At 51.6% G+C, this 25,776-nt stretch carries 23 protein-coding genes; 4 read left to right on the top strand and 19 right to left on the bottom strand.

Annotated features, from left to right (window positions below; translation table 11 throughout):
- Window positions 1-4 precede the first annotated feature (4 nt).
- The 8 genes from AC07OI_RS11985 to mpl all read right to left on the bottom strand — a co-directional run bounded on the left by AC07OI_RS11985 (window position 5) and on the right by mpl (window position 8,286).
- Window positions 5-556, bottom strand: a complete 552-nt coding sequence (locus AC07OI_RS11985) for a hypothetical protein (RefSeq protein ID WP_495257381.1) — start codon at window positions 554-556, stop codon at window positions 5-7.
- Window positions 553-1,248 carry a monofunctional biosynthetic peptidoglycan transglycosylase gene (mtgA, locus tag AC07OI_RS11980; protein WP_492701947.1) on the bottom strand — a complete coding sequence of 232 codons (696 nt, stop codon included), beginning with the start codon at window positions 1,246-1,248 and terminating at the stop codon, window positions 553-555. Before mtgA ends, AC07OI_RS11985 begins: the two co-directional genes overlap by 4 nt.
- Entirely contained in the window at window positions 1,245-2,084 is an 840-nt protein-coding gene (gene aroE / locus AC07OI_RS11975; protein ID WP_495257380.1) for a shikimate dehydrogenase, read from the bottom strand. Before aroE ends, mtgA begins: the two co-directional genes overlap by 4 nt.
- Window positions 2,081-3,169, bottom strand: coding sequence for a TonB C-terminal domain-containing protein (locus AC07OI_RS11970; protein WP_495257379.1), 1,089 nt, complete (start codon window positions 3,167-3,169; stop codon window positions 2,081-2,083). Before AC07OI_RS11970 ends, aroE begins: the two co-directional genes overlap by 4 nt.
- Window positions 3,170-3,171: 2 nt before the next feature.
- Window positions 3,172-5,280, bottom strand: coding sequence for a ribonuclease catalytic domain-containing protein (locus AC07OI_RS11965; RefSeq protein WP_495257378.1), 2,109 nt, complete (start codon window positions 5,278-5,280; stop codon window positions 3,172-3,174).
- A 408-nt stretch (window positions 5,281-5,688) separates the two neighbouring features.
- Window positions 5,689-6,255 carry a chorismate--pyruvate lyase family protein gene (locus AC07OI_RS11960; protein WP_495257377.1) on the bottom strand — a complete coding sequence of 189 codons (567 nt, stop codon included), beginning with the start codon at window positions 6,253-6,255 and terminating at the stop codon, window positions 5,689-5,691.
- A gap of 46 nt (window positions 6,256-6,301) precedes the next feature.
- On the bottom strand, window positions 6,302-6,874 hold the full coding sequence (locus AC07OI_RS11955; protein ID WP_492701957.1) for a YqiA/YcfP family alpha/beta fold hydrolase: 573 nt from the start codon (window positions 6,872-6,874) through the stop codon (window positions 6,302-6,304).
- Window positions 6,871-8,286 (bottom strand): UDP-N-acetylmuramate:L-alanyl-gamma-D-glutamyl-meso-diaminopimelate ligase, encoded by a 1,416-nt coding sequence (gene mpl, locus AC07OI_RS11950; RefSeq protein WP_495257376.1) that lies wholly within the window; start codon window positions 8,284-8,286, stop codon window positions 6,871-6,873. Before mpl ends, AC07OI_RS11955 begins: the two co-directional genes overlap by 4 nt.
- A 171-nt stretch (window positions 8,287-8,457) precedes the next feature.
- On the opposite strand from mpl, the gene AC07OI_RS11945 reads away from it, so the two are divergent.
- A complete protein-coding gene (locus AC07OI_RS11945) occupies window positions 8,458-9,060 on the top strand; it encodes a hypothetical protein (RefSeq protein ID WP_492701961.1) in 603 nt (200 codons plus the stop codon).
- Between the two features lie 67 nt (window positions 9,061-9,127).
- Here AC07OI_RS11945 and AC07OI_RS11940 read toward each other — a convergent pair whose 3' ends face one another.
- The 8 genes from AC07OI_RS11940 to AC07OI_RS11905 all read right to left on the bottom strand — a co-directional run bounded on the left by AC07OI_RS11940 (window position 9,128) and on the right by AC07OI_RS11905 (window position 17,746).
- Window positions 9,128-10,192, bottom strand: coding sequence for a M48 family metallopeptidase (locus tag AC07OI_RS11940; RefSeq protein WP_495257375.1), 1,065 nt, complete (start codon window positions 10,190-10,192; stop codon window positions 9,128-9,130).
- 9 nt (window positions 10,193-10,201) lie between these two features.
- Complete coding sequence (locus AC07OI_RS11935; protein ID WP_495257374.1) at window positions 10,202-11,458, bottom strand: YjgN family protein; 1,257 nt, start codon at window positions 11,456-11,458, stop codon at window positions 10,202-10,204.
- 188 nt (window positions 11,459-11,646) lie between these two features.
- Window positions 11,647-13,395: a DUF3426 domain-containing protein gene (locus tag AC07OI_RS11930; RefSeq protein ID WP_495257373.1), complete on the bottom strand. Its 1,749-nt coding sequence runs from the start codon at window positions 13,393-13,395 to the stop codon at window positions 11,647-11,649.
- Window positions 13,396-13,402: 7 nt separating this feature from the next.
- Window positions 13,403-14,314, bottom strand: coding sequence for a 50S ribosomal protein L11 methyltransferase (prmA, locus tag AC07OI_RS11925; protein WP_492701969.1), 912 nt, complete (start codon window positions 14,312-14,314; stop codon window positions 13,403-13,405).
- A 297-nt stretch (window positions 14,315-14,611) separates the two neighbouring features.
- On the bottom strand, window positions 14,612-15,979 hold the full coding sequence (accC, locus tag AC07OI_RS11920; protein WP_492701971.1) for an acetyl-CoA carboxylase biotin carboxylase subunit: 1,368 nt from the start codon (window positions 15,977-15,979) through the stop codon (window positions 14,612-14,614).
- Between the two features lie 110 nt (window positions 15,980-16,089).
- Window positions 16,090-16,548, bottom strand: a complete 459-nt coding sequence (gene accB / locus AC07OI_RS11915; RefSeq protein WP_492701973.1) for an acetyl-CoA carboxylase biotin carboxyl carrier protein — start codon at window positions 16,546-16,548, stop codon at window positions 16,090-16,092.
- A 145-nt stretch (window positions 16,549-16,693) separates the two neighbouring features.
- Entirely contained in the window at window positions 16,694-17,131 is a 438-nt protein-coding gene (aroQ, locus tag AC07OI_RS11910) for a type II 3-dehydroquinate dehydratase (RefSeq protein WP_495257372.1), read from the bottom strand.
- Window positions 17,132-17,209: 78 nt separating this feature from the next.
- Entirely contained in the window at window positions 17,210-17,746 is a 537-nt protein-coding gene (locus AC07OI_RS11905) for a TlpA disulfide reductase family protein (protein ID WP_492701976.1), read from the bottom strand.
- Window positions 17,747-18,009: 263 nt separating this feature from the next.
- Between AC07OI_RS11905 and AC07OI_RS11900 the strand changes: the two genes are divergently transcribed.
- The 3 genes from AC07OI_RS11900 to AC07OI_RS11890 all read left to right on the top strand — a co-directional run bounded on the left by AC07OI_RS11900 (window position 18,010) and on the right by AC07OI_RS11890 (window position 21,343).
- Window positions 18,010-18,438: a hypothetical protein gene (locus AC07OI_RS11900; RefSeq protein ID WP_495257371.1), complete on the top strand. Its 429-nt coding sequence runs from the start codon at window positions 18,010-18,012 to the stop codon at window positions 18,436-18,438.
- Window positions 18,439-18,447: 9 nt separating this feature from the next.
- Window positions 18,448-19,839, top strand: a complete 1,392-nt coding sequence (locus AC07OI_RS11895; protein ID WP_495257370.1) for a hypothetical protein — start codon at window positions 18,448-18,450, stop codon at window positions 19,837-19,839.
- A gap of 124 nt (window positions 19,840-19,963) precedes the next feature.
- Window positions 19,964-21,343: a hypothetical protein gene (locus AC07OI_RS11890; RefSeq protein WP_495257369.1), complete on the top strand. Its 1,380-nt coding sequence runs from the start codon at window positions 19,964-19,966 to the stop codon at window positions 21,341-21,343.
- Window positions 21,344-21,418: 75 nt separating this feature from the next.
- On the opposite strand, the gene AC07OI_RS11885 is transcribed toward AC07OI_RS11890, so the two are convergent.
- From AC07OI_RS11885 to AC07OI_RS11875, 3 genes are read right to left on the bottom strand one after another with little or no spacing between them, the layout of a single operon-like run.
- On the bottom strand, window positions 21,419-22,975 hold the full coding sequence (locus tag AC07OI_RS11885) for a DHA2 family efflux MFS transporter permease subunit (RefSeq protein WP_495257368.1): 1,557 nt from the start codon (window positions 22,973-22,975) through the stop codon (window positions 21,419-21,421).
- Entirely contained in the window at window positions 22,975-24,240 is a 1,266-nt protein-coding gene (locus AC07OI_RS11880) for an HlyD family secretion protein (protein WP_495257367.1), read from the bottom strand. The genes AC07OI_RS11885 and AC07OI_RS11880 overlap by 1 nt, the downstream gene beginning before the upstream one ends.
- Window positions 24,237-25,769: an efflux transporter outer membrane subunit gene (locus tag AC07OI_RS11875; RefSeq protein WP_495257366.1), complete on the bottom strand. Its 1,533-nt coding sequence runs from the start codon at window positions 25,767-25,769 to the stop codon at window positions 24,237-24,239. The genes AC07OI_RS11880 and AC07OI_RS11875 overlap by 4 nt, the downstream gene beginning before the upstream one ends.
- Window positions 25,770-25,776: the final 7 nt, after the last annotated feature.

The following is a 25,776-nucleotide window of genomic DNA, read 5'->3' as shown; positions in this document are numbered from 1 at the left end:
GAACTTATTTCGTCGCCTTGTCAATTGCCCGGTTCATGGCCTTCAGGCGCAGGTCTTCATCAGCCGCACTGGAAGCGGGAGCGTTTTTACCCAGTGCCTGTTCCATGATTTTTTTCTTCATCTCTTCATTGCTCATGGAAGCCGGGTAGTTATTATCCGCGCTCTTACCGCCATCTTCTCTGGCGACCGCAGTTTTTGGCGGCTCCATGCCTTTGGAGTCGTTGAGCTTGATTTTTTTGGTGGTGGGATTGGTATCCAGGCACAAGGTGTCTGAATACACGGTCTTGCCATCAATCGTGCAGCGGCGTACGCCTTCGCTGGTAGTGGCGGCCTGGCGCATGCCCGGGCCCTCGCTGCTGCCAATTGGCAGGCCGGTACTGTCTTTGACGTCATTGCCGATGACGGCAGCAGCTTTGCCAAAGCGTGCCCACACGTCTTGCATGGGCAGGTGACCATAGCGCATGTAATACAGGAAAGCCATGCCCAGTGCAGCCACCAGCATGGAGAGGATGGCGACTGCGACAAGACTGAGACCGCGTTGTTTTGTATATTTCATGGCAGTTCGGAGTTATTCATGCGCTGCAGGATAATTTCGCTACGTCTTTGCAAATAGCCAGAGCCCGGGTTTTTATAAAAGTAGCGTGGTTTGGGCAACATCACAGCCAGCCTGGCTGCCTGGGACGGGCTCAGATTGGCGGCACTGGTACGATAATAATTTTGGGCTGCAGCTTCCGCGCCGAAGACACCCACCCCCCATTCTACGACATTCAGGTAAATCTCAAGGATGCGCTGTTTGTCCATGCATTTTTCCAGCATATAGGTGATGATCAACTCCTCACCCTTACGAAAATAACTGCGGTCAGGTGAGAGAAACAGGTTCTTGGCCAATTGCTGGGTAATGGTAGAACCGCCAGAAACGACCTTGCCTTTTTTCTGGTTTTTTTCGTAAGCGGCTTGCATGGCTTCCCACTCCACACCCTCATGATCGACAAAGCCATCATCTTCTGAAGCGATGACCGCACGCTTGAGATGATTGGAGATGCGGTTATACGGTACCCATTTATGCTTAAGTTGAAAGTCTGGCTTTTTCTCTTGCAAGACATCCAGTTGCTGACGCATGAAACTGGTAGAGGTCGGGTTATGGTCTATCCACCACCATACATGCGCCAGATAATAGGCTTGCAAAAGCGTAAACAATAGCAAGGGCACGAGCACCAGCCAAAACAGGAGACGGCCAAATAATTTCATGCCTGGCTCGCTAGCAGGGTCGCACGCATTTCTGCCAGTACTTGAGCTGATGGCGGGCGCACGTCGCGCCACAGCGCAAAGGCTTCTGCTGCCTGTTCTACCAGCATGCCAAGGCCATCACGGCATTGGGCGCCATGGTTGGCTGCCAGCCGTAAAAAGGCCGTGGGGGCAGCGGCATACATCATGTCGTAGGCCAGCGTGTCTTTGCCAAATACTGTCGCAGCCAGAGGCGGCACATCGTCGTTGATGCTGGCAGATGTGGCATTGATGATGATATCAAAGGGCTGTTGCAAGTCTTCAAAACGACAGGCTTGCAGTTCGCAACTATCACTCAGGCTGCACGCCTGTTGCTGCAAATCCTGTGCTTTGGCGAGAGTGCGGTTAGCGATGGTCAGCGAGGCGGGTTGTTCTTGTAACAGCGGCAGCAAGGCACCACGTGCCGCACCACCCGCACCCAGCAAGAGCAGGCGCTTGCCGCGCAGGCTGACACTGGCATTACGCACAATATCGGCCACCAGGCCTATGCCGTCAGTATTGTCGCCATAGATGCGGCCTTGCTCGAACTTGAGGGTGTTAACGGCACCGGCAATCCTGGCGCGTTCACTTAATTCAGTGGCCAGTGCAAAGGCTTCCAGCTTGAAAGGCAGGGTGACGTTGGCTCCCTTGCCACCTTTTGCGATAAAGTCATGGACAGTGCTGGCAAAGCCATCCAGCGGTGCCAGCAGGCGCTGGTAATCAACTTGCTGGCCTGTCAGCTCAGCAAAGCGGGCATGGATGGCGGGTGACTTGCTATGCGCAATCGGGTTGCCTATGACGACATACTGGTCAGTGTTCAATTTGGCCCCTTGCGCAATTCAGTTTCCAGTTGCTGTTCGCGGGTGAATTTGAAGCGGGCAAACATGATGAAGACTTCATTACTGTCTGGCCCCAGACTGGCTTTTGGATAGTGCCCAAATGGCCCGGAACGACGGACAATACGCAGCGCAGCCGCATCCAGCGCCTTGTCGCCGGAAGAGACTTCTATGCGTGGGCCGCCTTCTTTTTCATAGATGGTGCCATCCTGGAAAATGGGGATGGAAATAAACATTTCACCATACAGTTTCTTGCCATCCTTTTGCGGGAAATTCAGCGTACCTGTATCTTCTATGCGTTTTTGCACAGCCTTGTAATAAATCGCATGGTCCAGGCGTTTGGTGCTGGGCGTGATATAAGTTTTGCGCGGGCGCTTGTTCTGGTCTTCTATGGTTTGCGAAATTTCTGCAGCCATGCGCGCCAGCGCCTTGGTGGTATCGACGTTATCTGCACCAGTGGACGGCTGGGGCTTGTCTTCCGTATTTTTCTTTTCCTGCTTCTCTTGACGGAAGTTGTCCTTGAGTTTGGCCTGATCCAGCAATTGCTTTTGCTGCTCTTCCAGTTCGGCAATCTTGCGGCTATTGGTTTGCAAGGCATCGCCGTCTTCGCTACGCTTCATGTCTGGCAAGGGAGATTTGCTACGTCCGCTATCATGCGCGCCACCACCGTCAAGGTCTGCCTGTGCCAATGCTTCCGCCGTGACTGGCGGTTTGGCATGCTTGGAGTTGACGAGGATGATTTCCAGGTCAGCATCACGCGGCTTGTTGTCTATGGTTTTGGGCATGACAAAATGCACCAGCAAAGCCAGCGCGTGCAAGACCAGCGAAGCAGTAATGGCAACCGTGAAAATCAGGTTTTCATGGTTGGCTTTGCCTGCCCCCAATTTGATGGTTTGAGACTTGGCTGAGCCGCTTTTTACTTTGCTGCCAGCAGTTGCAGCACCAGTAACAGAGCTTACTGATGCGACGGATACAGCCTCACCTGCCTTTGCAGGCTGATCTTGCTCGCCAGGCAGATTTTCTTGTTTGACCTGTTTCGCAGGCTTGGTTTTTTTATTCTGACTTTTCATTACTAGGCTTGTGGCTGTTCTTCGTCTGGAGTATTCGCGTCGTCATTTGCAACATCAGTTGCAACGTCTGCTGTCGCGCTCTCCGCCTCTGCTACTGTCTCTGTCACTTCTGCAGGTGCGCCTTCTTCTGCACTGAAGTCTTCTGCGACTTCTGTGCTGGTTTCATCGTCCAGTTCTTCTTCATCCAGTTCGGTGACGGTGGACAGCAATTCCAGCAGGCGGGCTTCGACTTCAAGATCAACTTCATCCCAGCGCAGGATATCCAGCCTGACCTGGGCACCGCGTGCAGTTTGTGGCATACCCGGCAAACGGATGATGAGCGGAATATCGACCAGACGCAAGACTTCGTCTTTCAAAACAACAGCTTCGACCTGGCGCTGCTCTTGCTGACCCAGCCAGCGCAGGCACCAGTAACGTTCCATATTGTTCTGGAAATCAGCATAGGCGGCATAAGCTGCATCAAAGCCGGAGACTATCGCAAACAGGTCAGCATCCTTGGGTTTGAAGGTAGCGACCAAAGGTGCCGTAATGCCATGCTGTACGCAGGCGATAATTTGCCATTGATTGACCAGATCGGTGTAGCGGCGCAACGGTGATGTGCTCCAGGCATATTGATCCACGCCCAGGCCCTGATGCGGTGCCGCATGTGTCAGCATGCGCACCTGCATGCGTGCTGTCCAGCCGCCGGGGCCACGGCCACCGGCCACGCCCTGGGCGCGGTAGATGCCAGGGATGCCATGGTCAGCCATGAGTTTGCCCCAGGTACTGTTGGCAAAGATCATCAGCTCGGCCACGATCTTGTCCAGCGGCGCACCACGTTTTCGGCGCACGATGGAAACCACGTCATCTTCTACATAGAAATTGAAATCGACGCGGTTATTTTGCTCAGGCTTCATGCCAAAGCTCTCACGCTTGGCCATACGCCCCTGTTCCAGCACTTGTGCCCATTTCCACAGTTGCGCGATATCGGCCTTGTGCGGATATTCACCGGCATCATTGGCCAGGTTATCTTCAGTGACCAGAGCATCCAGGTCATTGTGGCGCAGGTTGCTGGCCATGGGCACTGCTTCTACCTTGGTCTCAGTGCTGATGACGGACCAGTCTTCGGTATTCAGGGTTGCATACAGTGACACCGCCGGTCGGGTCTGGCCTGCACCCAGGGTGTAAGTATTGACCAGCTCATCCGGCAGCATGGTGATCTTGTCGCCCGGCATATACACGGTAGACATGCGGCCACGGGCAATATGGTCGATCGCGTCACCGCGCTGTATGCCCAGGGCAGGCGCGGCAATATGTATGCCGACGCGCAACTGGCCATTGCCGATATCGACGACAGAAAAGGCATCATCAATCTCGGTGGTAGTCACGTCATCGATAGAGAAAGCCTGTACATCAGCCACGGGCAGATCAGCAGGCAAGGCCGGTATGGTAATGGCCGGAAAACCCACGCCCTTGGGGAAATGCTCGTAATGGAATTTGGCCAGATGCAGATGCTTGGGGCTGGCAATGCCACCCACAGCCAGCATCAAACGTTGCGGCGACATTTGCATGACATCGCAGGCTTCTGCCAGGGCTTTGTATTCTATGCTGTTCTTGTCGGGCTTGAACAAGAGTTGCAGGGCCAGCGATTTCATCGCCTCTGGCAGATGGTTTTGCTTGAGTTCTTCGACATAGCCAGCCTGTATCAGGGCTTGCTGTTTTTTCTTTTCTATACCGGCGAGTGCGGCTTTTAGCGATGCTTCAGGCGCAGCCTTGTAGCGGCCACGGCCTTTTTTGTAGAAATAGACCGGCGCATTATGCAAGGCATAGATCAGGCCTGCGGCTTCGACAGGCTGCGGTGCGTGGCCAAAATATTCTGTGCCCAGTTCAGCAAAGCCAAATTCTTCCTGCCCGGCGACTTCCCATAAAAATTCCAGGTCTATCTCAGCAGCAGCAGCCTTGGCCTGCTCTATCAGGCTGGCGGGATCGGGAGAGGCGAATTGCAACAGCACATCCTTGGCTTTCACCTTGGTCCGCTTGCCACTGGCCATCTCGACCTGATAAGCCTCACCAGCATGCGTCATGATGCTGCCTGCCTTGAAATCACCGGATTCTTCGAAAAATAAATTCATTCAATACTTCTTTAATATTGTTTATGACCAAAAAGCTCAACACAGAGACACGGAGAAAGACAGGAAAAAATCCTGGATCTTTACTGCTTCTTTTTTATTCTCTGCGTCTCTTGTTTAAGATGTCTGTTGTTCTATATTTACTTTGCTTTTATCAGCAAAGCGGAAAATTATTCATATGCCTATTTCATTTCCCTCCCCCTTGAAGGGGAAGAAGTAAATACATTGCAGCTTGCGTTTTGGCTTTATCAGTTTGCCACGAACGCCGCTGGTGTCGCCAGCCGATGGATTCCTGCCTTCGCAGGAATGACGACTTTGAGAGAGCTGTCTCATTAATACGGTACCGCCTTGTTTCTCTCTACGTCCTTTTTGCATTTCTCTGCGCCTCTTTGTGTTGAGATGTCTTCGGCCTTACCGCTTTTCAATAATCCGCAAACCCTCAACCCCCGGCAAAAACACTTCCGTCACCTGCAAACAACCACCCTTGCGCCAGAACAGAGACCGGCGTGCCAGCATGCTATGCACACCTACCAACTCCGGCTGTCTTGCCACGATGCGGCGTATCAACGGGTGACTCTGTCTTAGCCTGGCGTAATGCAATTCACCACGGCGCACCAGCGGGTCGTTGAACAAGGTGCTGCCCAAAGACTTTTCACCAAGCGCATGAAACAGCGGCCATTCATTGGCCGTAGCACTCAACGGGACGATGGTGTGACCATACACCATGGCCACACCATCGCAACGCAAAAACACTTCGCGCTCATGGACTTTCATGGCGCGGGCCAAACCTATGGCAGCATATTCATCCTGCAGGCACACTGCCTTGTGCTGCGACAAACGCTGCACGCGAAACTGCTGGCACCGTGCCACCAGCCTGGCCGTCAGTGAATCGCGGTTGCTGAGCCAGTCTTCCATCAGCGCGCTGGTATCAACTGCATTCACATGGGCATACCATTGCGCGGCCAGCGGTCGCTGCATTTGCTTACTTGCCGGCAAACTCAATCGCAAAATTGCTGCTTCCAAATCAAGCCCTGCCATCTGCAAAGGCCATCACCTGATCCAGGTAATCGGCAAATTCAGCAATGCCATGGTCGCTGCCTTCAATCACGAGCTGTCTGGCTTGCGGATAATGGGCGACCATTTCGCGCCAGTCCAGCACTTCGTCACCGGTAGCGGCCATCAAAAAATAACGCTCAGGCCGGGTGATCTTTTCCACAGCCAGGGCGCGCAACTCAGCCATGTATTCAGCCTTGAATTCAAATACGCGGTCGCTATGATAATAAGTTGTCACACCAACATAGCTCTCCAGATCACGTGGCGGCTTGACGGCGGGGTTCAGCAAGATAGCTTTGCAACCGTATTTTTCTGCCAGCCAGGTCGCATAATAACCACCCAGCGACGAGCCTATGATGCAGATGTCTTCTGCCTTGTGCCCTGCCAGTAAAGCCTCAGCCTGTTGTATCGCCAGCGCTGGCGAAGGTGACAGGTCGGGGCAGGCTATCTCTTCGCTACGGCCCAGCTTCGCCATATGCGCAAGCATGACACGTGCCTTGTAAGAGTCGGGCGATGAGCGGAAGCCGTGCAGGTAGAGAATCATGCTGCAATTGCCTGATTACCGGCTTGATTACCAGCCTGCTGTGCGCGGTCTTGCAGGGCATCCAGCAATTTTTGATGAATACCACCAAAGCCGCCATTACTCATGATGAGTACATGGTCACCAGCCTTGGCTTTGCTGACTATGTCTTGCACCAGTTGATCTATCTTGTGGTGGCAAGCGACCTTGTCACCCAACGGTGCCAATGCTTCTGCCAGATCCCAGCCTAAAGCTGATTTGCCGTCTGCCTCGCCAAAACCAAATACCAGGTCAGCTTGTTCCAGGCTACCAGGCAAGGCCTGTTTCATCGTACCCAGCTTCATGGTGTTTGAGCGCGGTTCCAACACGGCCAGGATGCGGGCATCGCCAACCTTGTGGCGCAAACCTTCCACCGTCGTGGCAACGGCTGTAGGGTGATGGGCGAAATCGTCGATGACGGTGACGCCATCAGCGACACCGCGTACTTCCATGCGGCGCTTGACGCTGACAAACTGGGCCAGCGCTTCTATCGCGATTTCTGGTGTGACGCCGACATGGCGGGCAGCGGCTATCGCGGCCAGCGCATTTTGTCGGTTATGTTCGCCATTCAAATTCCATTGCACCTTGCCTTGCAACTGGTCATTGAAATAGACATCAAAGTCTTCACCGTCTTGCATGAGCAGACGCCAGGCCTGGTCATTGCCAAAGAATTCTTTTTCACTCCAGCAGCCGCGTTTCAGGACACGTTCCAGTGCGGCATTATTGCCATTCACGATCAGACGGCCTACACCGGGTACGGTGCGCACCAGATGGTGGAACTGGGTTTCTATGGCCGCCACATCGGGGAAGATGTCGGCATGGTCATATTCCAGATTGTTGAGCACGGCTGTCTTGGCATGGTAATGCACGAACTTGCTGCGCTTGTCGAAGAAGGCAGTATCGTATTCATCAGCCTCGATGACAAAAAAGTCAGAGGCGTGGTTGCCCCACAAGCGGGCAGAGATACCAAAGTTCAGCGGTACACCACCGATCAGAAAGCCAGGCGAATATCCGGCATATTCCAGTATCCAGGCCAGCATGGCAGATGTGGTTGTTTTGCCATGAGTACCAGCAACAGCGAGTACCCACTTGTCACGCAGGATATGTTCGCCCATCCATTGCGGGCCAGACACATAGGGCAAGCCGCGGTTGAGGATTTCTTCCATCAGCGGGTTGCCACGCGAGACGACATTGCCTATGACATACAAATCCGGTTCCAGCGCTATCTGCTCTGCCCCAAAACCCTGGGTCAGGCTGATGCCCTGGGATTCGAGCTGGGTGCTCATGGGCGGATAGACATTGGCATCACAGCCCGTCACTGTATGACCTGCTTCTTTTGCCAATACGGCCAGGCCACCCATGAAAGTGCCGCAGATACCTAAAATGTGAATATGCATAATTGAACCAAATTCCAGAATCCCGCAATTCTACCTGAGAGAAGGCATGTTCTTGTCACCACTCGTAACAGAAGCTGAAAACCTATGAGTGCATAGACAAAAAATCTGCATTTTTCTGCATTGAGCAGTCTTGTTTTTGGATTTAGCCAAGGTTTCAGTTATGATTACCCCATGATGATCCATACACCTAATGAAGCAGAAAACCTGCGGGCAGAGATTGCCGCGCTGGCGGCGCGCATGATAGCCGAGGATGGGGCAGATTATGGTTCGGCCAAGCGCAAGGCGGCCAAGCAGTTGCTGGGCAACCATAAAGTCAAGGGTGATGTCATGCCTGACAATGCCCAAATCGAGCAGGAAGTACGCGAATACAATGAATTATTCTTTGGCGATACTCAGCCGCAGCGATTATTGCACTTACGTCAACTTGCCCTTGAGCTGATGGAAGACATGGAGCGCTACAGCCCTTATATCGTTGGCGCAGTGCTGAATGGCACGGCAGGCAATCATTCCGATATTCATTTGCATTTATTTGCTGACAATACCAAGGATGTTGCCATCTACCTATTAAACAAAGATGTGCAATTTGAAGTTTCAGAAAGTTTCAATAATCGCAATGAAAGTATAGAAACACTGAGTTTCATGTACAAAAACGAAGGGGTACATCTGGTGCTACAAGATCAGGATGCCATACGCAGCGGTCACGGCAAGAGCACTGAGCGCGCCAATGCCGCTGCTTTGCGGGCGATTATGGCAGAGGCTGAGACAGCAGATTGAGCATCTGCACAAAAATCGCCTTAAGCAATCTTCCTGGCTTACCCCTCTACTCTGATTAATTCACCATTTACTGCGCCATGGCCGCTGCCGCCTTCTTGAAACGGGCTATACGTTCCTCCGAAGGCGGGTGACTGGCAGCGTAATTATTCATTGCACGTAACCATTTGGGCATCGCTTCAGTTCCAGACCGTTTGCGCTTCTCGCTCATTTCAGCTAATACATCAGCCAGGTGGCCGGGTGAAATCTGCCTTTGCACCAGTGCTGCAATGGCATAGGTATCGGCTTCCACTTCCATTTCACGGCTATATTCCTGGTTCAGCAAGGCCGCAGGTGCAAGGGCCGCAACCGAGCTGAAATCACCAAACATGCTACCCAGGGTGACCGTCAGCAAACCATTGCGCAACAAACGGCGCATGGCATGACGATGTTCTATATGGCCGATTTCGTGCGCCATCACACCTGATAATTCATCCGCCAGAAAACCCGTCAACTCGTTGCCGCCAGTACCAATGATGAGGGCAATCAACTGATCGGTAACAACCACGGTACCACCTGGCAGGGCAAAGGCATTCGGGCCGATTTGCGGCGAGTTGCGTACTTCCAGGTGTACCGGCACCTGTGCATCCTTGTTGCGCAAGCGACGCAATAATTGTTCGGCCTGCGCTATTGTGCGGTCATCAAGCTTGCTTGGTTTCAGCATGGATTGGTCCAGCACATTCATTATTTCGGCACCGAGGGCGCGTTCATAGCTGACAGGGACCAGAACTGCAAGCTTGTCGGCCAGCACAGGCACACCCCATTTATAAGCCGAGAACAAAATACCCGCCATGACGACAATCGCCAGCAAGGCTGCCTGCCATTTGTGCTGCCATCGCTCTACGATGGATGGGTGATAGCCAAGATACGCGAGCAGGCTTTGCTTGTCAGCCTGCGCGTGAATTTCACAATGGCTGCCATCAGCAAAATTGAGTATGCATGGCGCATCCTGAAAAGCTTCTTCCAGTTGCAACTGGCTCCTGTCTATCTGTCTGTCTATACCCTCGCCTGTCAAACTGATTCCGCTAGCCTGAAAATGCAGGATGACCTTGTGCAGCAAAGCCCGGTGATGGTCAAAATAATGTGCTTGTATCATGAATGCTTTCTACCAGGACAAATCAAAACCAAACAAATCTGCGGTACTGTCACCACTGGCCTGGCCGACTTGCCCTGATTTTCCCGTCTGCGCAACTGGCGCGTGCTGTGCTGCCAGCAACTGCTCAAAACCGGTCGCTTTCAAACTGACATGCTGCGTACGGAAGCGATAAATATTCACAACCGCAAATGGCCGGTACAAACCGAGCGTCAACATGGTCAGGATGAGGTTCTTTACCTGCATAAAATAAAAAGCCTTGTAGGGCAAATGTGAGTCTATTGCCATGCCAGGGAAACGGGTGGCATTCCAGGACTTGTTCCAGATTTTGACTTGCAATAAAGTACTACCACTGAGGAAGATAATATAGGCCAGCAATATCACCAAAAATCCTAGCGGGAACAAGAGCCAGCCATACATCTCCATAAAAAATTTATAGTTGTCCGGGGTATGGTTTTTGAGCGTGGCGATGAAAATGGCACTGCCCATCCCTACCATCATGACAAAGATCAGCAAGACCAGTCCGACAGCAAAATAAGCCCATAAAAAAGAGTTACTGGTGAGTTTGCAACTACTTTTCAAATCTGCAAAAGCCAGTTCATTATGCTGATACATGCGCATGCGTGCATGCAGCCAGGGCCAGCTTAAATAAGGGATGAAAGCAAGTGCCACAACCTCGGGCCGACGTGGCATCAAAACGCCGAGCAAGCCCGGCAATAACACCATCAGGCCGACTGGAAAATACGTTCTGTAAGCACCCGCAAGTGTGCCGTGAAATTGAAAGCGCAGACCAAGGTAACTGGTGTTGCGCAAGCGAAAACGCAAGGCACTGCGCATCATCCACGGCACGCCCAGCAAGAAAATGGCAAACAGACTCAGCGCCAGTGTTTTTGAAAAAGTGAACAGGTAGTGATAGCAGAACAGCAGTAGCACTGCGATGACCCTGCCACGAAATATGATTTTAGGATCACCATGAAAATTGAAGACCGTGCCATTCAATTGGGTGTTGCGGTCAAAATACTTGAGCCGCCTCACTTTTGCCCAGGCTGAATAAATACCCAAAGTCGCCAGGCTCAAACAGAGATTGACGATCCAGATGCGAAAATATTCTTTGCCTGTGCCAGTGAATGAAGGCTGGTATTCAGTATGCTGCTCTGCTATAAGTCCAGAGCTTGTATCTGCGGCAGCATCATGATCTGGGATAGTCATTGCGGGCAGAAGGTCTGCCGCAGGTGGCCACATATCTGTAGCCCCGGTTTGTATTTGCATGCCTGAAGTCTTTATGATCTTAGCGTGTTTGCCCTGCCCTTTTGGCGGAGACAAGGAGAAATAACATAAGACTATCAGGTTTGAAAATTTTTGCTACAAGACTTCAATACAGGCTATTGCTTTAGCAAAACCTGGATTATATCGGCCATATGGACAGACATAATCATGGCAGGCATGTAAATGGCGCATCATGGATAAAATACGCCTACATGGAAGCCAGCTGCTTTCAGTGCCGGCAACTCAAAATACAATTTGATGCTGTGTTCACCACCAGCAGCAAAGCCTTTTTCCAGTTTATCTTTTTCTGTCAGATAATCAGTTGGAGTGAAAGCGCGTTGCAACAAGGGTTTATCTTTAACATCATTCAAGACCAGTTCTATATTCGGCCATGTCTGCGCTACATCACTCTGGTTCTGGATTTGCATGACCAGCATAAAGACATTACGTTCTGGTGCCAGATTTTGCAATTCATTCGAATCGACAAAAATCTTTTCTATCTGCGCGGGCAATGCCACCTGGCAGCTCAGGTATTTGCAGGCCTGCTGCAACCAGGGTTTGGCTTCTGGCACTCTGGCGGCGAGCTGGTTACGGAAAATATAGGTAGACTGCCCCAGCAATAATGGAATCAGTAAAACGATCATCAAACCCAGCATGATGTTGGCGATGCGTTTGCGGGAGCGCTGCTTTTCTGCCTGAATGACAAAGTTGGGTTTGGCTGCCTCTTCTTCAGGATCACTGCTGGAATCTTCATTGATGGCGGCCTGATTGGCGAGCGCGGCTTCAGCCTCACCTATATAGGAATCTTTGTGCAGCCCATCAGTAGCATCATCATTGATGGAAACCGCGTCATCAGGTGACGCGACATCCACATGATCTTTATGACGCCAGACCTTGCTGATACTGTGTGCATCCGCAATTTCAGTGGCAGCAAATTCTGGCAGTTTTTCTTTGCCATCCGCCGCATCTTCTACGGCTTCGCTGACTGACCAGTCAGCTGTTGGCGGGTCCATCAGGGCGGCACGGGTTTCCAGTTCTATGCGGGACAGATCGGCTTCCTGCACCTCCTCAGACGGCAGCAAAAAGCCGCCATCACCGAGGTCAAAATCGAGAGCCGATGAGCTACTGATTACAGGTTCCTTTTTTAAACCTGCCGGTTCAGGGTCAGCCTTGAGCTGGCTGAGAGGGTCGAGCACAGGCTCAAGCTTCTGCGTCTCTGCGGTGATGAGCGCCGTGCTGATTGGAGTAAGCACAGCAGGAGTAACCACGGCGGGCCCGACTGCCGCAGGAATATCCCTGGGCATGTCAAAAGTTTCCGCCTCAAATTCCAGCTCGGCCTTGCTGATGGCGGCCAGCACTTTTGTTGCAGGCCTGGCTGTCGCGCTGCTTGCTGGCGTGCCGACAACTGCGCCCCTTTCTGGCGGCACCAGACTGTCTGGCAAGAGCGTGTCTTCTTGCGGCAGCGCATCCGGCGGAAAGAAGCGGCCCACAGGAGTGACGGGAGCTGGCGGAACTATACGCGTCTGCTCGAAATTGGCCTCAGGTTCGATCAGGGACGCCAGATGTTCTGCCGGCACTGGCTTGGCGTCCAGCTTGGATTCTGGCTTGCTTTCTGCCACAACTTCGCTTGCCGTGGCAGGCAAGACTGGTTTTGCTGCTGGCGCTGGCACCGCTGCACTGACTTGCGGCCTGGCAGTCATAACATTATTTGTCGCTGCCGTTGCCAGCGGTGATGACGACTGACTTGCAGCTGGCGCAGATGCAGGTGTTGACTTGCTGACTGGCGCAGGTTTTTGCCCCTCGACCGGAATCAGGTTTTCTACTGCATTAAAAGTTTGCTGGCATGAGCCACAGCGCACCAGGCCCGCATGCAACTTCAACTGATCATTGGCTACCTTGAAGGCAGTCTGACAGTGGGGGCAGCGGGTCGCCAGTGCCATAGTCGCCTCAGCTACTCAAAGAGCCAGACAACGCCACCCAGCCTTCATGCTCAGCCCAGACTGTGAGCTTGATGAAAGGCGCATACGCTGCTGCCACTTCTTCGGCCTGCCTTGCCAGCACGCCTGAAAGTATCAGTGAACCACCAGGAGCAACACGGCCAGCCAGCATCGGTGCCATGAGTTTCAAGGGACTGGACAGGATATTCGCCACGACCACATCAAATTTCTGCGATGCAGGATGAGCCGCACCAAAACCTTCTGGCAACGCATATTCGATCTGGCAGCTATTGCGTTCAGCATTGAAGTTGGCAGATTCAATCGCTTGCGGATCAATATCCACACCAATGACACTCGCGGCACCCAGCTTGCTGGCGACCATGGCCAGAATACCGGAACCACAACCATAATCCAGGACGGACAAATCCTTGGGTGCATGCGCTTCCAGCCATTCCATGCACAGCTTGGTAGTAGGATGACTGCCAGTACCAAAGGCCAGGCCAGGATCAAGTTCCAGGATCAGGGCGTCAGGATCAGGGGCATCATGCCAGCTAGGCACGACCCAGATATTCTTGCCGATATGGATAGGAGCAAACTGCGATTGCGTCAGGCGCACCCAGTCTTGTTCTTCTACATTGCGGGTGATGTAGGCTGGCACGACAGTCAGGCCAATGGCAGCGGCGGCTTCAGCCACCAGTTCAGCGTGATCGGCATCGATATCGGCGAGCGCAACCACACGGCTGCGGTCCCAGGCGGCTTCATCAGGCTCCATACCGGGCTCACCAAACAGCGGACGTTCAGCATCCGTACCTTCATCGGCATCTTCCACGGACACCGACAAGGCACCCGCATCCATCAAAGCGTCCGACAAAGCCTCAGCCTGCTCACGCGCTACTTCTATGACTATTTCTATCCAGCCCATATTGCTACTTTCTTATACGACGTTATTACTTCAATAGCGAAAAGCTTACCACAGAGGTGGCAGAACAAAACCAAAAGCACAGGGAAAAACTTGTGTTTTCTCTGTGCTTCTTTTTGACGGAATTTTTGCATCCCGTCTATCCCGTAGGTTGGGCTACGCTTCATCAGCCCAACACTGGGCCTCAACAAACGTATACGTTATTCAAGCGCCGAGTGTTGGGCTGGTAAACCATAGCCCAACCTACAGAACTCAAACACTTTCCTCTGTGTCTCTGTATTGAGAGGTCTTTACTCCAAATTACTTAGACTTCTTCGACAACTCCGGCATATCTGCAAGCTTATGCTCAAGGTAGTGAATATTCGTACCACCTTCAATAAACCGCGCATCTATCATCAGTTCGCGATGCAGCGGGATGTTGGTTTGTATGCCTTCTACCACCATCTCTGACAAAGCAATCTGCATGCGGCGTATGGCCTGTTCGCGGGTTTCACCATAGGCGATGACCTTGCCTATCATGGAATCATAATTCGGCGGCACGAAATAGCCAGCGTAAGCATGTGAATCTACACGTATGCCAGGGCCACCTGGTGTATGCCATGAGGTAATACGACCTGGCGAAGGGGTGAACTTGAACGGGTCTTCGGCATTGATACGGCACTCAATGGCATGGCCCTTGAGCGTAATATCGGTTTGCTTGAAGCGCAGCTTTTCATTGAAAGCGATGCGTATCTGTTCTTGCACGATATCCACACCAGTGATCATCTCGGTCACCGGATGTTCAACCTGTACGCGGGTATTCATTTCGATGAAATAAAATTCGCCGTTTTCGTACAGGAATTCAAAAGTACCTGCGCCACGATAATTGATCTTGCGGCATGCAGCAGCGCAACGGTCACCGATTTTTTCTATTATCTTGCGCGGGATGCCGGGTGCTGGTGCTTCTTCTATGACTTTTTGATGGCGGCGCTGCATGGAGCAATCACGCTCACCCAGCCAGATGGCATTGCCATGCTGGTCGGCCAGAATCTGGATTTCCACGTGACGTGGGTTTTCCAGAAACTTTTCCATATACACTTCAGGATTACCAAAGGCTGCGCCCGCTTCTGTCTTGGTCATGGTGACCGCGTTGAGCAGAGCCGCTTCAGTATGCACCACACGCATACCGCGCCCACCACCACCGCCAGCGGCCTTGATGATGACCGGGTAACCAACCTTGCGGGCGATTTGGACGATGGCTTTGGGGTCGTCGGGCAATGCACCTTCAGAACCGGGCACGCATGGCACGCCAGCCTTGATCATGGCATGCTTGGCGGATACCTTGTCACCCATCAGACGGATGGATTCAGCACGCGGGCCGATGAAGACAAAACCGGATTGCTCTACACGCTCAGCAAAGTCGGCATTTTCAGACAAAAAACCATAGCCTGGATGGATGGCCTGGGCATCAGTCACTTCAGCGGCGCTGATGATGGCTGGCATGCTCAGGTAACTCAGATTCGACGGAGCAGGGCCTATGCAAACAGATTCGTCGGCCAGCTTCACATATTTTGCTTCGCGGTCAGCTTCAGAGTGCACGACCACGGTTTTGATACCCATCTCGCGGCAGGCGCGCTGGATACGTAGCGCGATTTCACCACGATTGGCGATAAGAATTTTTTCAAACATGATTTAACTTTGCGGTGGCAATGGTTGCAATTGCGTGAGCAGAAAACCCTGTCCAGTATTATTGCCCTCAACACGGGCATTGGACTTCAGTTCGCGCACGCGCGCCTGGATCAGCCAATCACGAACAGCGGCTGGCCGTATTCAACAGGCTGACCATTTTCAACCAGAATCTGTTTGATCGTGCCTGTGAAATCGCTTTCGATTTCATTCAGCAATTTCATTGCTTCGATAATGCAGAGGGTGTCGCCAGCATTCACGCTTTTGCCAATATCAGCAAAAGGAGCTGCGCCAGGCGCGGAGGAACGGTAGAAAGTACCAACCATAGGGGATTTGACAATATGACCATCCGGCACGACTGGTGCTGCTGCAACAGGTGCGGCCGCAGCGGTGGCCGGGGCTGCTGCAGGCATCATTTGATGCTGGGGCTGCTGCATCATGACGACCTGATTTTGCGGCATCGCAGAAGATTTGACGATGCGGACTTTGCCTTCACCTTCAGTTACTTCCAGTTCAGCGATATCTGATTCTGCTACGAGGTCGATCAGGGTCTTGAGTTTTCTTAAATCCATGTGGAATCCCCTTGAAAAAAGTGGTTCTGAATTAATTGGGACGCGCAATACTGAGCATGACAATAGCTCAGAGAATGCCGCCGAAGTTTGGATTATATACGAAATAAGCTGGCATTATCAGCAAATTACGCGAAGATGCGAGAATTTAAATATTTTTCAGGGAAAAGTCAATCGCCAGACGGTAACCTTCAGTACCGAGGCCGCAGATGACCCCTTTGGCAATTGCAGACAAGTATGAATGATGTCTGAAGGCTTCTCTTTGATGTACATTTGATATATGTACTTCAATAAACGGGATCGCCACGCCTGCCAGGGCATCCCGCAAGGCAACACTGGTATGCGTCAGGCCGCCCGGGTTGATGATAATAGCATCGACTTGCTCATTTCGTGCAGCATGTATGCGGTCAATTAATGCGCCTTCATGATTACTTTGAAAAAATGACAACTCTGCGCCCGCTGCTTTTGCCTGCTCCTGTGCCGCTGCTTCTATCTCGGCCAGGGTGGTAGCACCATAGGTAGCAGGCTCGCGCGTACCGAGCAGGTTCAGATTGGGGCCATTCAGCAGCAATAGTTTGCGCGCCATAGTCACATTCAATTTGACGAAGATGGCCGCATTTTGCCGCTAATCGACGCAGATTGGCAAGGAAAAACGATGCGACTTCTATTTTTCCAAAGAATATTTGGCAATATCGGTATGCAATTCATCCATCTTCAGACGGCCCAGATAAGATTTCACGACCTTGCCCTCGCTATTAATCAGTACAGTAAACGGCAAACCGCCACCGGTGTTACCCAATTGGCGCGAAAGCTCAGAACCTTCCATGCCCGCAGAAAACAAGGGATAGCTGATTTTATATTTTTTTGCAAAATCAGCAATATTTGTCGGACTATCTATGCCCAGCCCAAGTATCTGTATGGACTTGCCTTTGAATCCATCTTGCATAGCTGACAATTCAGGCATTTCCTGAACGCAAGGTGCACACCAGGTTGCCCAAAAATTAACCACCAGGAATTTCCCCTGCCATTCAGTCATGGATTGTGGTTTGCCCTCACTATCCTTGAACTGCTGCGCCATTAATTGCGCAACCGACTTGTCAGCCGGCGGCTTGGGCGTGGTCTGGCGGTTGCCCGCATAAATCCCCAAACCCCCAAACAACAAACCCAGCGCCACGGCCAGGGCAATAAACTTCTTATTCATAAATACCCGCTCACGTAAATCCAAAATCACTGCTCAAGGCTGGGATATTAGCTTAGAACCGGATATTGCACATCACTCGCGAACTTACGCAGCAAACCATATGACTGCATACCAAGGACAATTTAAAGGAAATATAACGAGGCAGCAGAATTGCAACAAATTGCAAAATCACTTAAATCATTAAATATTTTACATGCATTAAATGCTAGCCTATTAAGCATCTATTTAAAGATGACTTCGTACCTATCACCAAGGGGCATAAAATGCTTGCGAAAATCACTACCGACAATCGTTATCTGTTCAAAACTGAATATCAGCTGCTTTCTACCGGCAAAGTCACACTTACTTTCACGGCCACTGGCGGCGGTATGGCACAGTTGCAATTATTGGTAAGGGACAAGGACAACAAGAATCTCATCACTGTCGGCACTCCGGACGATACGAGCAACCCACTCAGCACTGCAGGCGGCAGCGTCATTTATAGTTTCGACCCACCGGCAGGCAGCTCACCTGGCGGATATGTATCGTGGAACATGTTCGTCACCGGGAATGTCAGCACTGACAACACAACCATCCACGTTAATGTCAGTCAGGTGGGACGTGCGCCATTGCGTGAAGCCGACATCACAGTCACTCTGAATGACGGTGAAAATGCAGCGCATGTCGGCTACGACGGTCTCAGTTTCAATTAAGGACGCATCATGAAGAGCAAACTGATGCAGATCTTCGTCTGCGGCTGCCTGCCTGTATTGTTACTTGCCTCTGGTGCTGCATTTGCACAAGATGTTATCGTCGGCAACGACAGGTATGAACTTGTCGAAAAACTTCAGCTCACCAATGGCGAAATATTATTCAGAGTCAAGCCCAGAACCACCCTGGCGATGACGCGGGCCGCTCCTGCACCTGTCAATCCGGGAACTACTACAACAAAGACAAGCAATGATCCGGCTGTAGCACCCAAAAGCGAGGATGCTGACGCAAGTAAAACCACTAAAGTCGATATCGTCAAAGCCATACCAGAGTATTTCAAACAGCAAGATGCAATTATGGATTCGTCAGGCTTGAGCCTGCTTGGAGTCACTGCCGCCGATATTAACCGGCCAACGACCCCACATGACGTGCTGATCGCCGCAGCCCGCGGCGTGGACCCGTCTGGCAAGATCAATGATGGCATAGGCCTGGAATTTGCCCCATTGCCCTTGCTTGCACCCCAACTCATCATTGGTGGTGCAACTTATGCGGACGACAAGAACTGGCTGATGCGTGCGGCAACCAGAACCTCAGTCGGGCTGGCAACTGCAAAATCAGAAAATCCTTTGGTCGGAAGCCAGCTTGCAGCCTCAATACGCATAGGCCTGATCGATGGAGGGGATACGCGTCTGCTATGGAAGCCACTCAATGACTGCGCTATTCAGGAGATCAAAAAAAATCCCTTTGTTATTGATCCCCGGAAAACAGTAACAAGTCCTCCTGAGACCGACCCGGAAGATACGACCGCCAAGGCTATCACCAAATGCTATAAGGAAAACGCCGGCGTCAAGCAGGCTGAAGCAGACCGCTGGAAACAACCGGCCTGGTATGTAGGCTTTGCCAAGGCCTGGTATACAGGTTCAAGTAATCAAGTCCAGGATGCACTGCCAGGTGCCAAGGTATTGTGGACATCCTACTCATGGGGCTGGGACAATCACGAGACCAACCCTGTCGACCAAAGCAAGCGTCTGCTGCAATTTTATGCTGCAAGAAAATGGGATGACCGCATTCAAGACCCCAAGGATACCAACAAGCTCAGCACTGAAACACGCACTGATATTGTTGCCCGTTTCAAGGTTGGCAAAGGTAAATGGAATGCGTTTATCGACGGCGGCCTGGCTCGCGTGGATACTGCGGGGGTGTCTACCCAGAATATACGCCGCATCGGCTATGGTGCCGAATACCAGATCGCCGACAACACCTGGCTCATCATAGGCAGCATCAGCGAACGCGGATATGCCACTGCAGATGGCAAACGCACCCTGATCAACACTGGCATCCGTTTCGGTCAAAGCGATGTGCCTGTAATTTTTCAAAAGCCAAAGGAAGATTCGGTCAAGTAAGGGAGCGATTACGAACCACGACGATTCCCAGAAATACTGCTTGATGGTGGCGAAGCTGTCGATAGTAAAGCGCTGTTGATAAAGCTAAGGACAAAATTATCTTCACATAAAAAAGGAGTATGCCATGTGCCCCGCCGAGCCCAGTGATCCAGAACAACAACCGTCAAGCAATAATGAAGCAACGATGCATCCAATAGCATCCGAAGGGAACACAGGAGACACGCAACCGCCTCCAGAGGCAGATAAACTCAAAGCAATGCCTGCGAAAAATTTAAGCATTGCGCTTAATATGTTGGGGCATCTTGTAACACCTTTGGGTGCAATGACATTACTCTTGCTTACGGTATATTTACTACTGCAATCCAGCCTCACCGAGCAAGACTACAATAGCAATCACAACGATGAACTGCTAAAAAATAGATACAAACAATGTAGTGTTTTAGACGTTGCACTGAGTGATCTTACAAAGGCTAAAAACACAGAAGATACATTTACTATTCGAATAACTCAGGAGGCTCTTAAATCCTGCGAAAAAAACATCAAGGAAGATCCGAACCTGGTTAATTATTTGGCTTCAGATTTTTTCAAAAAAACTGACATTGCAAAAAACAAAATTGGACGGCAAGAAAATGATAAAAAAAAGGAGTCTGCAACACAAGCTAAAGATAACGAAGTTCAAGAAAAAAAGAATAGATTGGAAAAATTTTTCCTGTCCAAGGATAGTTCTGGCAATTACGTCTATAAAATCAGCCTTGCTGCAATGTATTACCTCATCATTTTGTGCATTGTTATATTAATTATTCAGATCATTAATCTACTGCGTCTATCCAATAAATACACCGCAGAAATCATGGAGATTCTCAAAAAAGGGACCGTGACCACTGAAGCGGCAACAACTGGAAAATCAGCCGCATCCACTATGTTGACAGCGGCCTTGTTTTTAACACCTGCCATCTTGGGAATAGGGCTTGCAGTCAAACACGACCCAATTAACCTGAATACTTCAAGCGCAGGTAAAACTATAAATATCCAGACCAAACTGATTGATTCCAAAGGCAATGAACTTGAAGATGGAAAATTACCAATCAAGCTATTACCTGACATAAGTATTGAAGCTACGGCGGCATCTCTGCCAATTAACCTGCGACCAGAAATTACGACGAAAGCCACGGACCTGAGCTACAACTCGAAGACTCCTCTTGATCTACATTTAGAAAATAAAGTCAATGTATCCATGCCTGCATTAGAAGAAAAATTGAGTAACAATCTCACAAATCAGGCGACGATCATTACCTTTTTAAATAAACTTGCAAGTAATCCCCCTCAAATTAACATGGACACGAAAGAAATTTCTAATCAATTAAAAAACTTCAATTACACCCAAAGTAAAAATGCTGAAACCCTGAATAATCTGAGCATTGAACTTCAAAAGTTATCGAAAAGCGATAAAGCTAGTATAAAGTCCGCAGCACTAATGTGTGAGTATGAAGGCAAGTGCCCTTAAGATATGGACGTAGAAGAATGAACAATCAGCTTGACTACTCATTCTTTCTACAAATTCAAATGGCTCCGAACTCAACTAATGCGCCCCACCCGCATCCACAGGTACAGCCGATTTCTTGGGCTTGGTCAACCACACCAGGCCTATAAGTCCTATGAACATATAGGCTGACAGCCAGAAAATATCGGTTGCGGCCATGGTACTGGCCTGTACGCTGATAGTGCGGTCGATGATGGCGTAGACGCCTTGTTCTGGTATGCCTTGCTGCATCAGGCCTTGCACGGTTTGCACAAAGTTGGGGAAGCTGCTACCGGTGTTCTCGGCGATCTGGGCATGGTGCAGGGTGCTGCGGCTGTCCCAGATGGTGGTCATGATGGAGGCCCCCATGCCACCGCACATGATACGCACGAAGTTCGATAAACCCGATGCTGCCGGGATTTTATCCGGTGGCTGGCCTGACAGGATGATAGACGTCAATGGGATAAAGAACATCGACATTGCCGCGCCCTGTATCAGCGTGGGAATCAGCAAGGTATAAGTATCCACTTCGGTATTAAATCGCGAGCGCAGGAAGAAGACCAGCGCAAAACCCAGGAAGGCAGCAGAGGCGACTTTTCTGGCATCCACCTTGGGCAAGATCTTGCCTATGATGGGTGACAAAATAATCGCGAAGATGCCGACTGGTGCCATGACCTTGCCCGCTTCCGTCGCGGTGTAGGCCAACTGCGTTTGCAACCACAGCGGCATGATGACGAGACTGCCAAAGAACAGGCCATAACCTATCGAAATCGCCACCACCCCTGCACTGAAATTGCGCCCCTTGAACAGCGACAGATCAACCACAGGATGATCTTGCCCCAGTTCCCAGACCACGAAATAAATCAGACCTATCACAGCAATTACGGTCAACAGGATGATCTCGCCAGAATTAAACCAGTCCAGCTCCTTACCCTTGTCGAGCATGATTTGCAAAGCACCGACCCAGACCACCAGCAGGAACAAACCAACCTTGTCGATAGGCAGGCTCTTGATGGCAGATTCGCGCTTGCGATAGATGGACCAGGTGGCCCAGGCAGTAAACAAACCTACCGGGATGTTGATATAAAAAATCCAGGGCCAGGAATAATTGTCGGAGATCCAGCCGCCAAGCAGCGGCCCCATGATGGGGGCGACCAGGGTCGTCATGCCCCATAGCGCCAGCGCCATGGAGCTTTTCGCGGGCGGGTAACTGCCCAGCAACAAGGCCTGCGACAACGGGATCATGGGGCCAGCTACCGCACCTTGCAAAATACGTGCTGCAATCAATATCTCGATATTCGGCGCCATGCCGCACAGCCAAGAGGAAATGACAAATAGCAGGATGGAAGACAAGAATAACCTGACCTGACCAAAGTGGGTGGTCAACCAGCCCGTCAGCGGCACGGAAATCGCATTCGCCACCGCAAACGAGGTAATGACCCAGGTGCCTTGCTGAGGAGAGACACCGAGGTTACCGGAGATGGCCGGTATCGAGACGTTGGCAATCGATGAATCCAGCACATTCATGAACACCGCCAGCGACAAGGCCAGCGTGCCCATTGCCAACTGCCCACCTTTCAGTGGTGGATGCGGTGCCTGAGGACGTGGCGTGCTCATTACGCACCCTTGCCTGTGGTTTTAATTGCGGCAGCGCTGTGACTTTCTTTGTGATCGTCTTTATGATCTTTAGTGCCCGGCAAATTCGCCGCGATAATCTCGGCGATACGCTGGTCAGCATCTTTACCATTTTGCTCAAACACTGCAGTCTGGTAGGCAGGAACGGTGCGTGCCGCTGCAGTTACCGGTGCGCCCTGCTGCTGCGAGATATTGACCTGCACCTGCATGGAGACACCGATGCGCAATGGGTGCGCTTCCAGCTCTTTAGGGTCGAGGCTGATGCGCACAGGTACACGTTGCACAACCTTGATCCAGTTACCGCTGGCATTTTGCGCAGGCAGCAAGGCAAAGGCAGAACCGGTACCGGCTGACATGCCAAGCACCTTGCCATGGTAAGTCACGTCGCTACCAAACAAATCAGAATGCAATTCCACATCCTGGCCTGTACGCATATGGGCAAGCTGCACTTCCTTGAAGTTGGCATCTACCCACAAGGTATTCAAAGGCACGATGGACAACAAGGGTGCACCGGGGGCGATACGCTGGCCGACTTGCACGGCACGCTTGGCGACAAAACCATTCATGGGTGCTGGCAGGCTGGTGCGGCTCAGGGCCAGCAGGGTTTCACGTACACGGGCGGCAGCGCGCAAGACATTCGGGTGCTGGGTGACGGTGGTGTTTTCTGTCAGTGTGCGATTGGATGTCAGTTGTTCATTGGCCGCTTGCAAGGCAGCTTCTGCACTCTTGACGGCATTGCGGGCATGCTCCAGTTCTTCAGCAGAGACAGCACCTGTGCTCAGCAACTGGGTACGGCGTGCCAGGTCAGATTTGACTCTTTCGACTTCGCTACTGCGCAGACTGACATTGGCTTGCAGACTGCCATTATTGGCAAACAGTACGCGCACTTCACGTACGGTCTGTGCCAGTTGGGCTTCGGCCTGATCAACAGCCACCTTGGCATCGGTCTTGTCGAGCTCCACCAGAGGCTTGCCTGCCTGCACAACATCAGTGTCATCAGCATGAATGGCGACTACCGTACCGGCAATTTGTGACGTCACTTGCACGACATTGCCGGCGGCATAGGCATCTTCAGTATGTTCAAAATTGCGGCCTACTGTATACCACCATGCGGCATAGGCAGCAATTGATGCCAGCACGATGAGGGTGATGATGATCAGTAGCACGCGGCGCTTGCCATTTTTTTCTGGTGCGTATTCAGCCTGAACAGGAACATTGACAGGTTTGTTTTGATCTGGGGCGTTCATAACGCGGCCTCCGCTGTGTTTTTAACTTGAGATTGAATGATGTTTTTATTACTGCTGGCGGCAGTGGAATTAGTCGCAGGCAAGGCCTTGCTTTCATAACCGCCACCAAGCGCCTTGATCAGGTTAATGCGCGCTTCTGTATGGCGCGCAGCCAATTCCAGCGAGAGTTTTTGCTGGGACAGCACTACACTTTCCGCAGCCAGCACGGGCAGCTTGTTGGCAGTGCCCGCCTTTTGTCTTTGCTGTGCCAGTTGCAGCCCTACACGGGCAGCTTGTTCTGCAACCTGCTGCTCTACCAATTGTGACTGGCTGGCTTGCAGTATCTGCACCTGGTCTGCTACTTCATGCAGGGCATCGGTCAGGCTCTGGTTATAGGTCGCCACAGCCACGTCATAAGCCGCGACCTTGCCCTTCAATTGCGCACGCAGGCGGCCACCTTCAAATATCGGCAGGCGTATCGCCGGGCCAACACCTATGATGCTGCTGCCGCTATTGAGCAAATTACTCAGGCCCAGGCTGGATAAACCGGCAAAACCAACGATATTGATATTGGGATAAAACTGGGTCTTGGCGACATCGACATCACTTTGCCCCGCTTCTACACGCCAGCGGGCAGAGACGATATCAGGACGGCGGCCCAGCAATTCCAGCGGCAAATTACCTGGCAATGCCGTGTCTGCCACGGGCTGGAATTTGGGTGTGGCGATCAGCCTGCCTTCTTCTGGACCCAGACCCTGCAAGGCAGCGATCTGGTTGCGCGTCAATGCCATGGCTTCTTGCCATTGGGAGATTTCATTTTTAAGGCCAGACAATTGCACCAGGTTTTGCTGTACTTCTACCTTGGTATCAAGACCGGCTTTGACACGTTGTTGCGTCAGGCTGTCAAACTGTTCACGCACTGCCAGTTGTTGCTTGCTGAGTTCCAGTTGTGCATTCTGACGTGCCAGTTGCAGCCAGGCGCGGGCAATGGCATTGCTCAGCATCAGACGCACACTTTGCGCTTCGGCTTCTGCCACTTTTTCCTGCGACATGGCGCTACGCATTTCTGCACTGTGCTTGCCCCAGAAATCCAGTTCATAAGAAGCATTGAAACTGATCTGGTTATTCGTATTGTGAGTACCTGCCAGTGGCGGCGGCACCAGGCCATGCTCGGTAAAACGCTGGTAAGTGCTGTCCACACCAAGATTAACTGAAGGCAATTTACTCGCACCCACAGCAGCAGCTGCTGCCTGTGCAGCCTGCAAACGCGCGGCGGCAGCCTGCAGGCTGGGGTGATTTTCCAGCGCGCGGCCTATCAATGCCTGCAACTCTGCACCACCTATGCCTGTCGCCCATTGCAGGTCGGGCCAGGCCGCATTACCGCCCTGATCAGGGAAAGCCCCTGTTTGCGCTGTCAGGGTCTTAAGCTGCGCATGGCTTTCAATACCCTGATAGCTGACGCAGGCCGACAGCAGGCACAATGCAGATGCACTGAGCAGCAGGCGCAGGCTGGCTGCGGCTCTGACTGGCTGGAAAAGAGATTTTTTCATATGGATG

This window comes from Undibacterium sp. GW821-FHT07F11, assembly GCF_059418665.1.
Note: the sequence above shows the minus strand (reverse complement) of the source record. Positions and strands in the feature narration are given on the sequence as shown.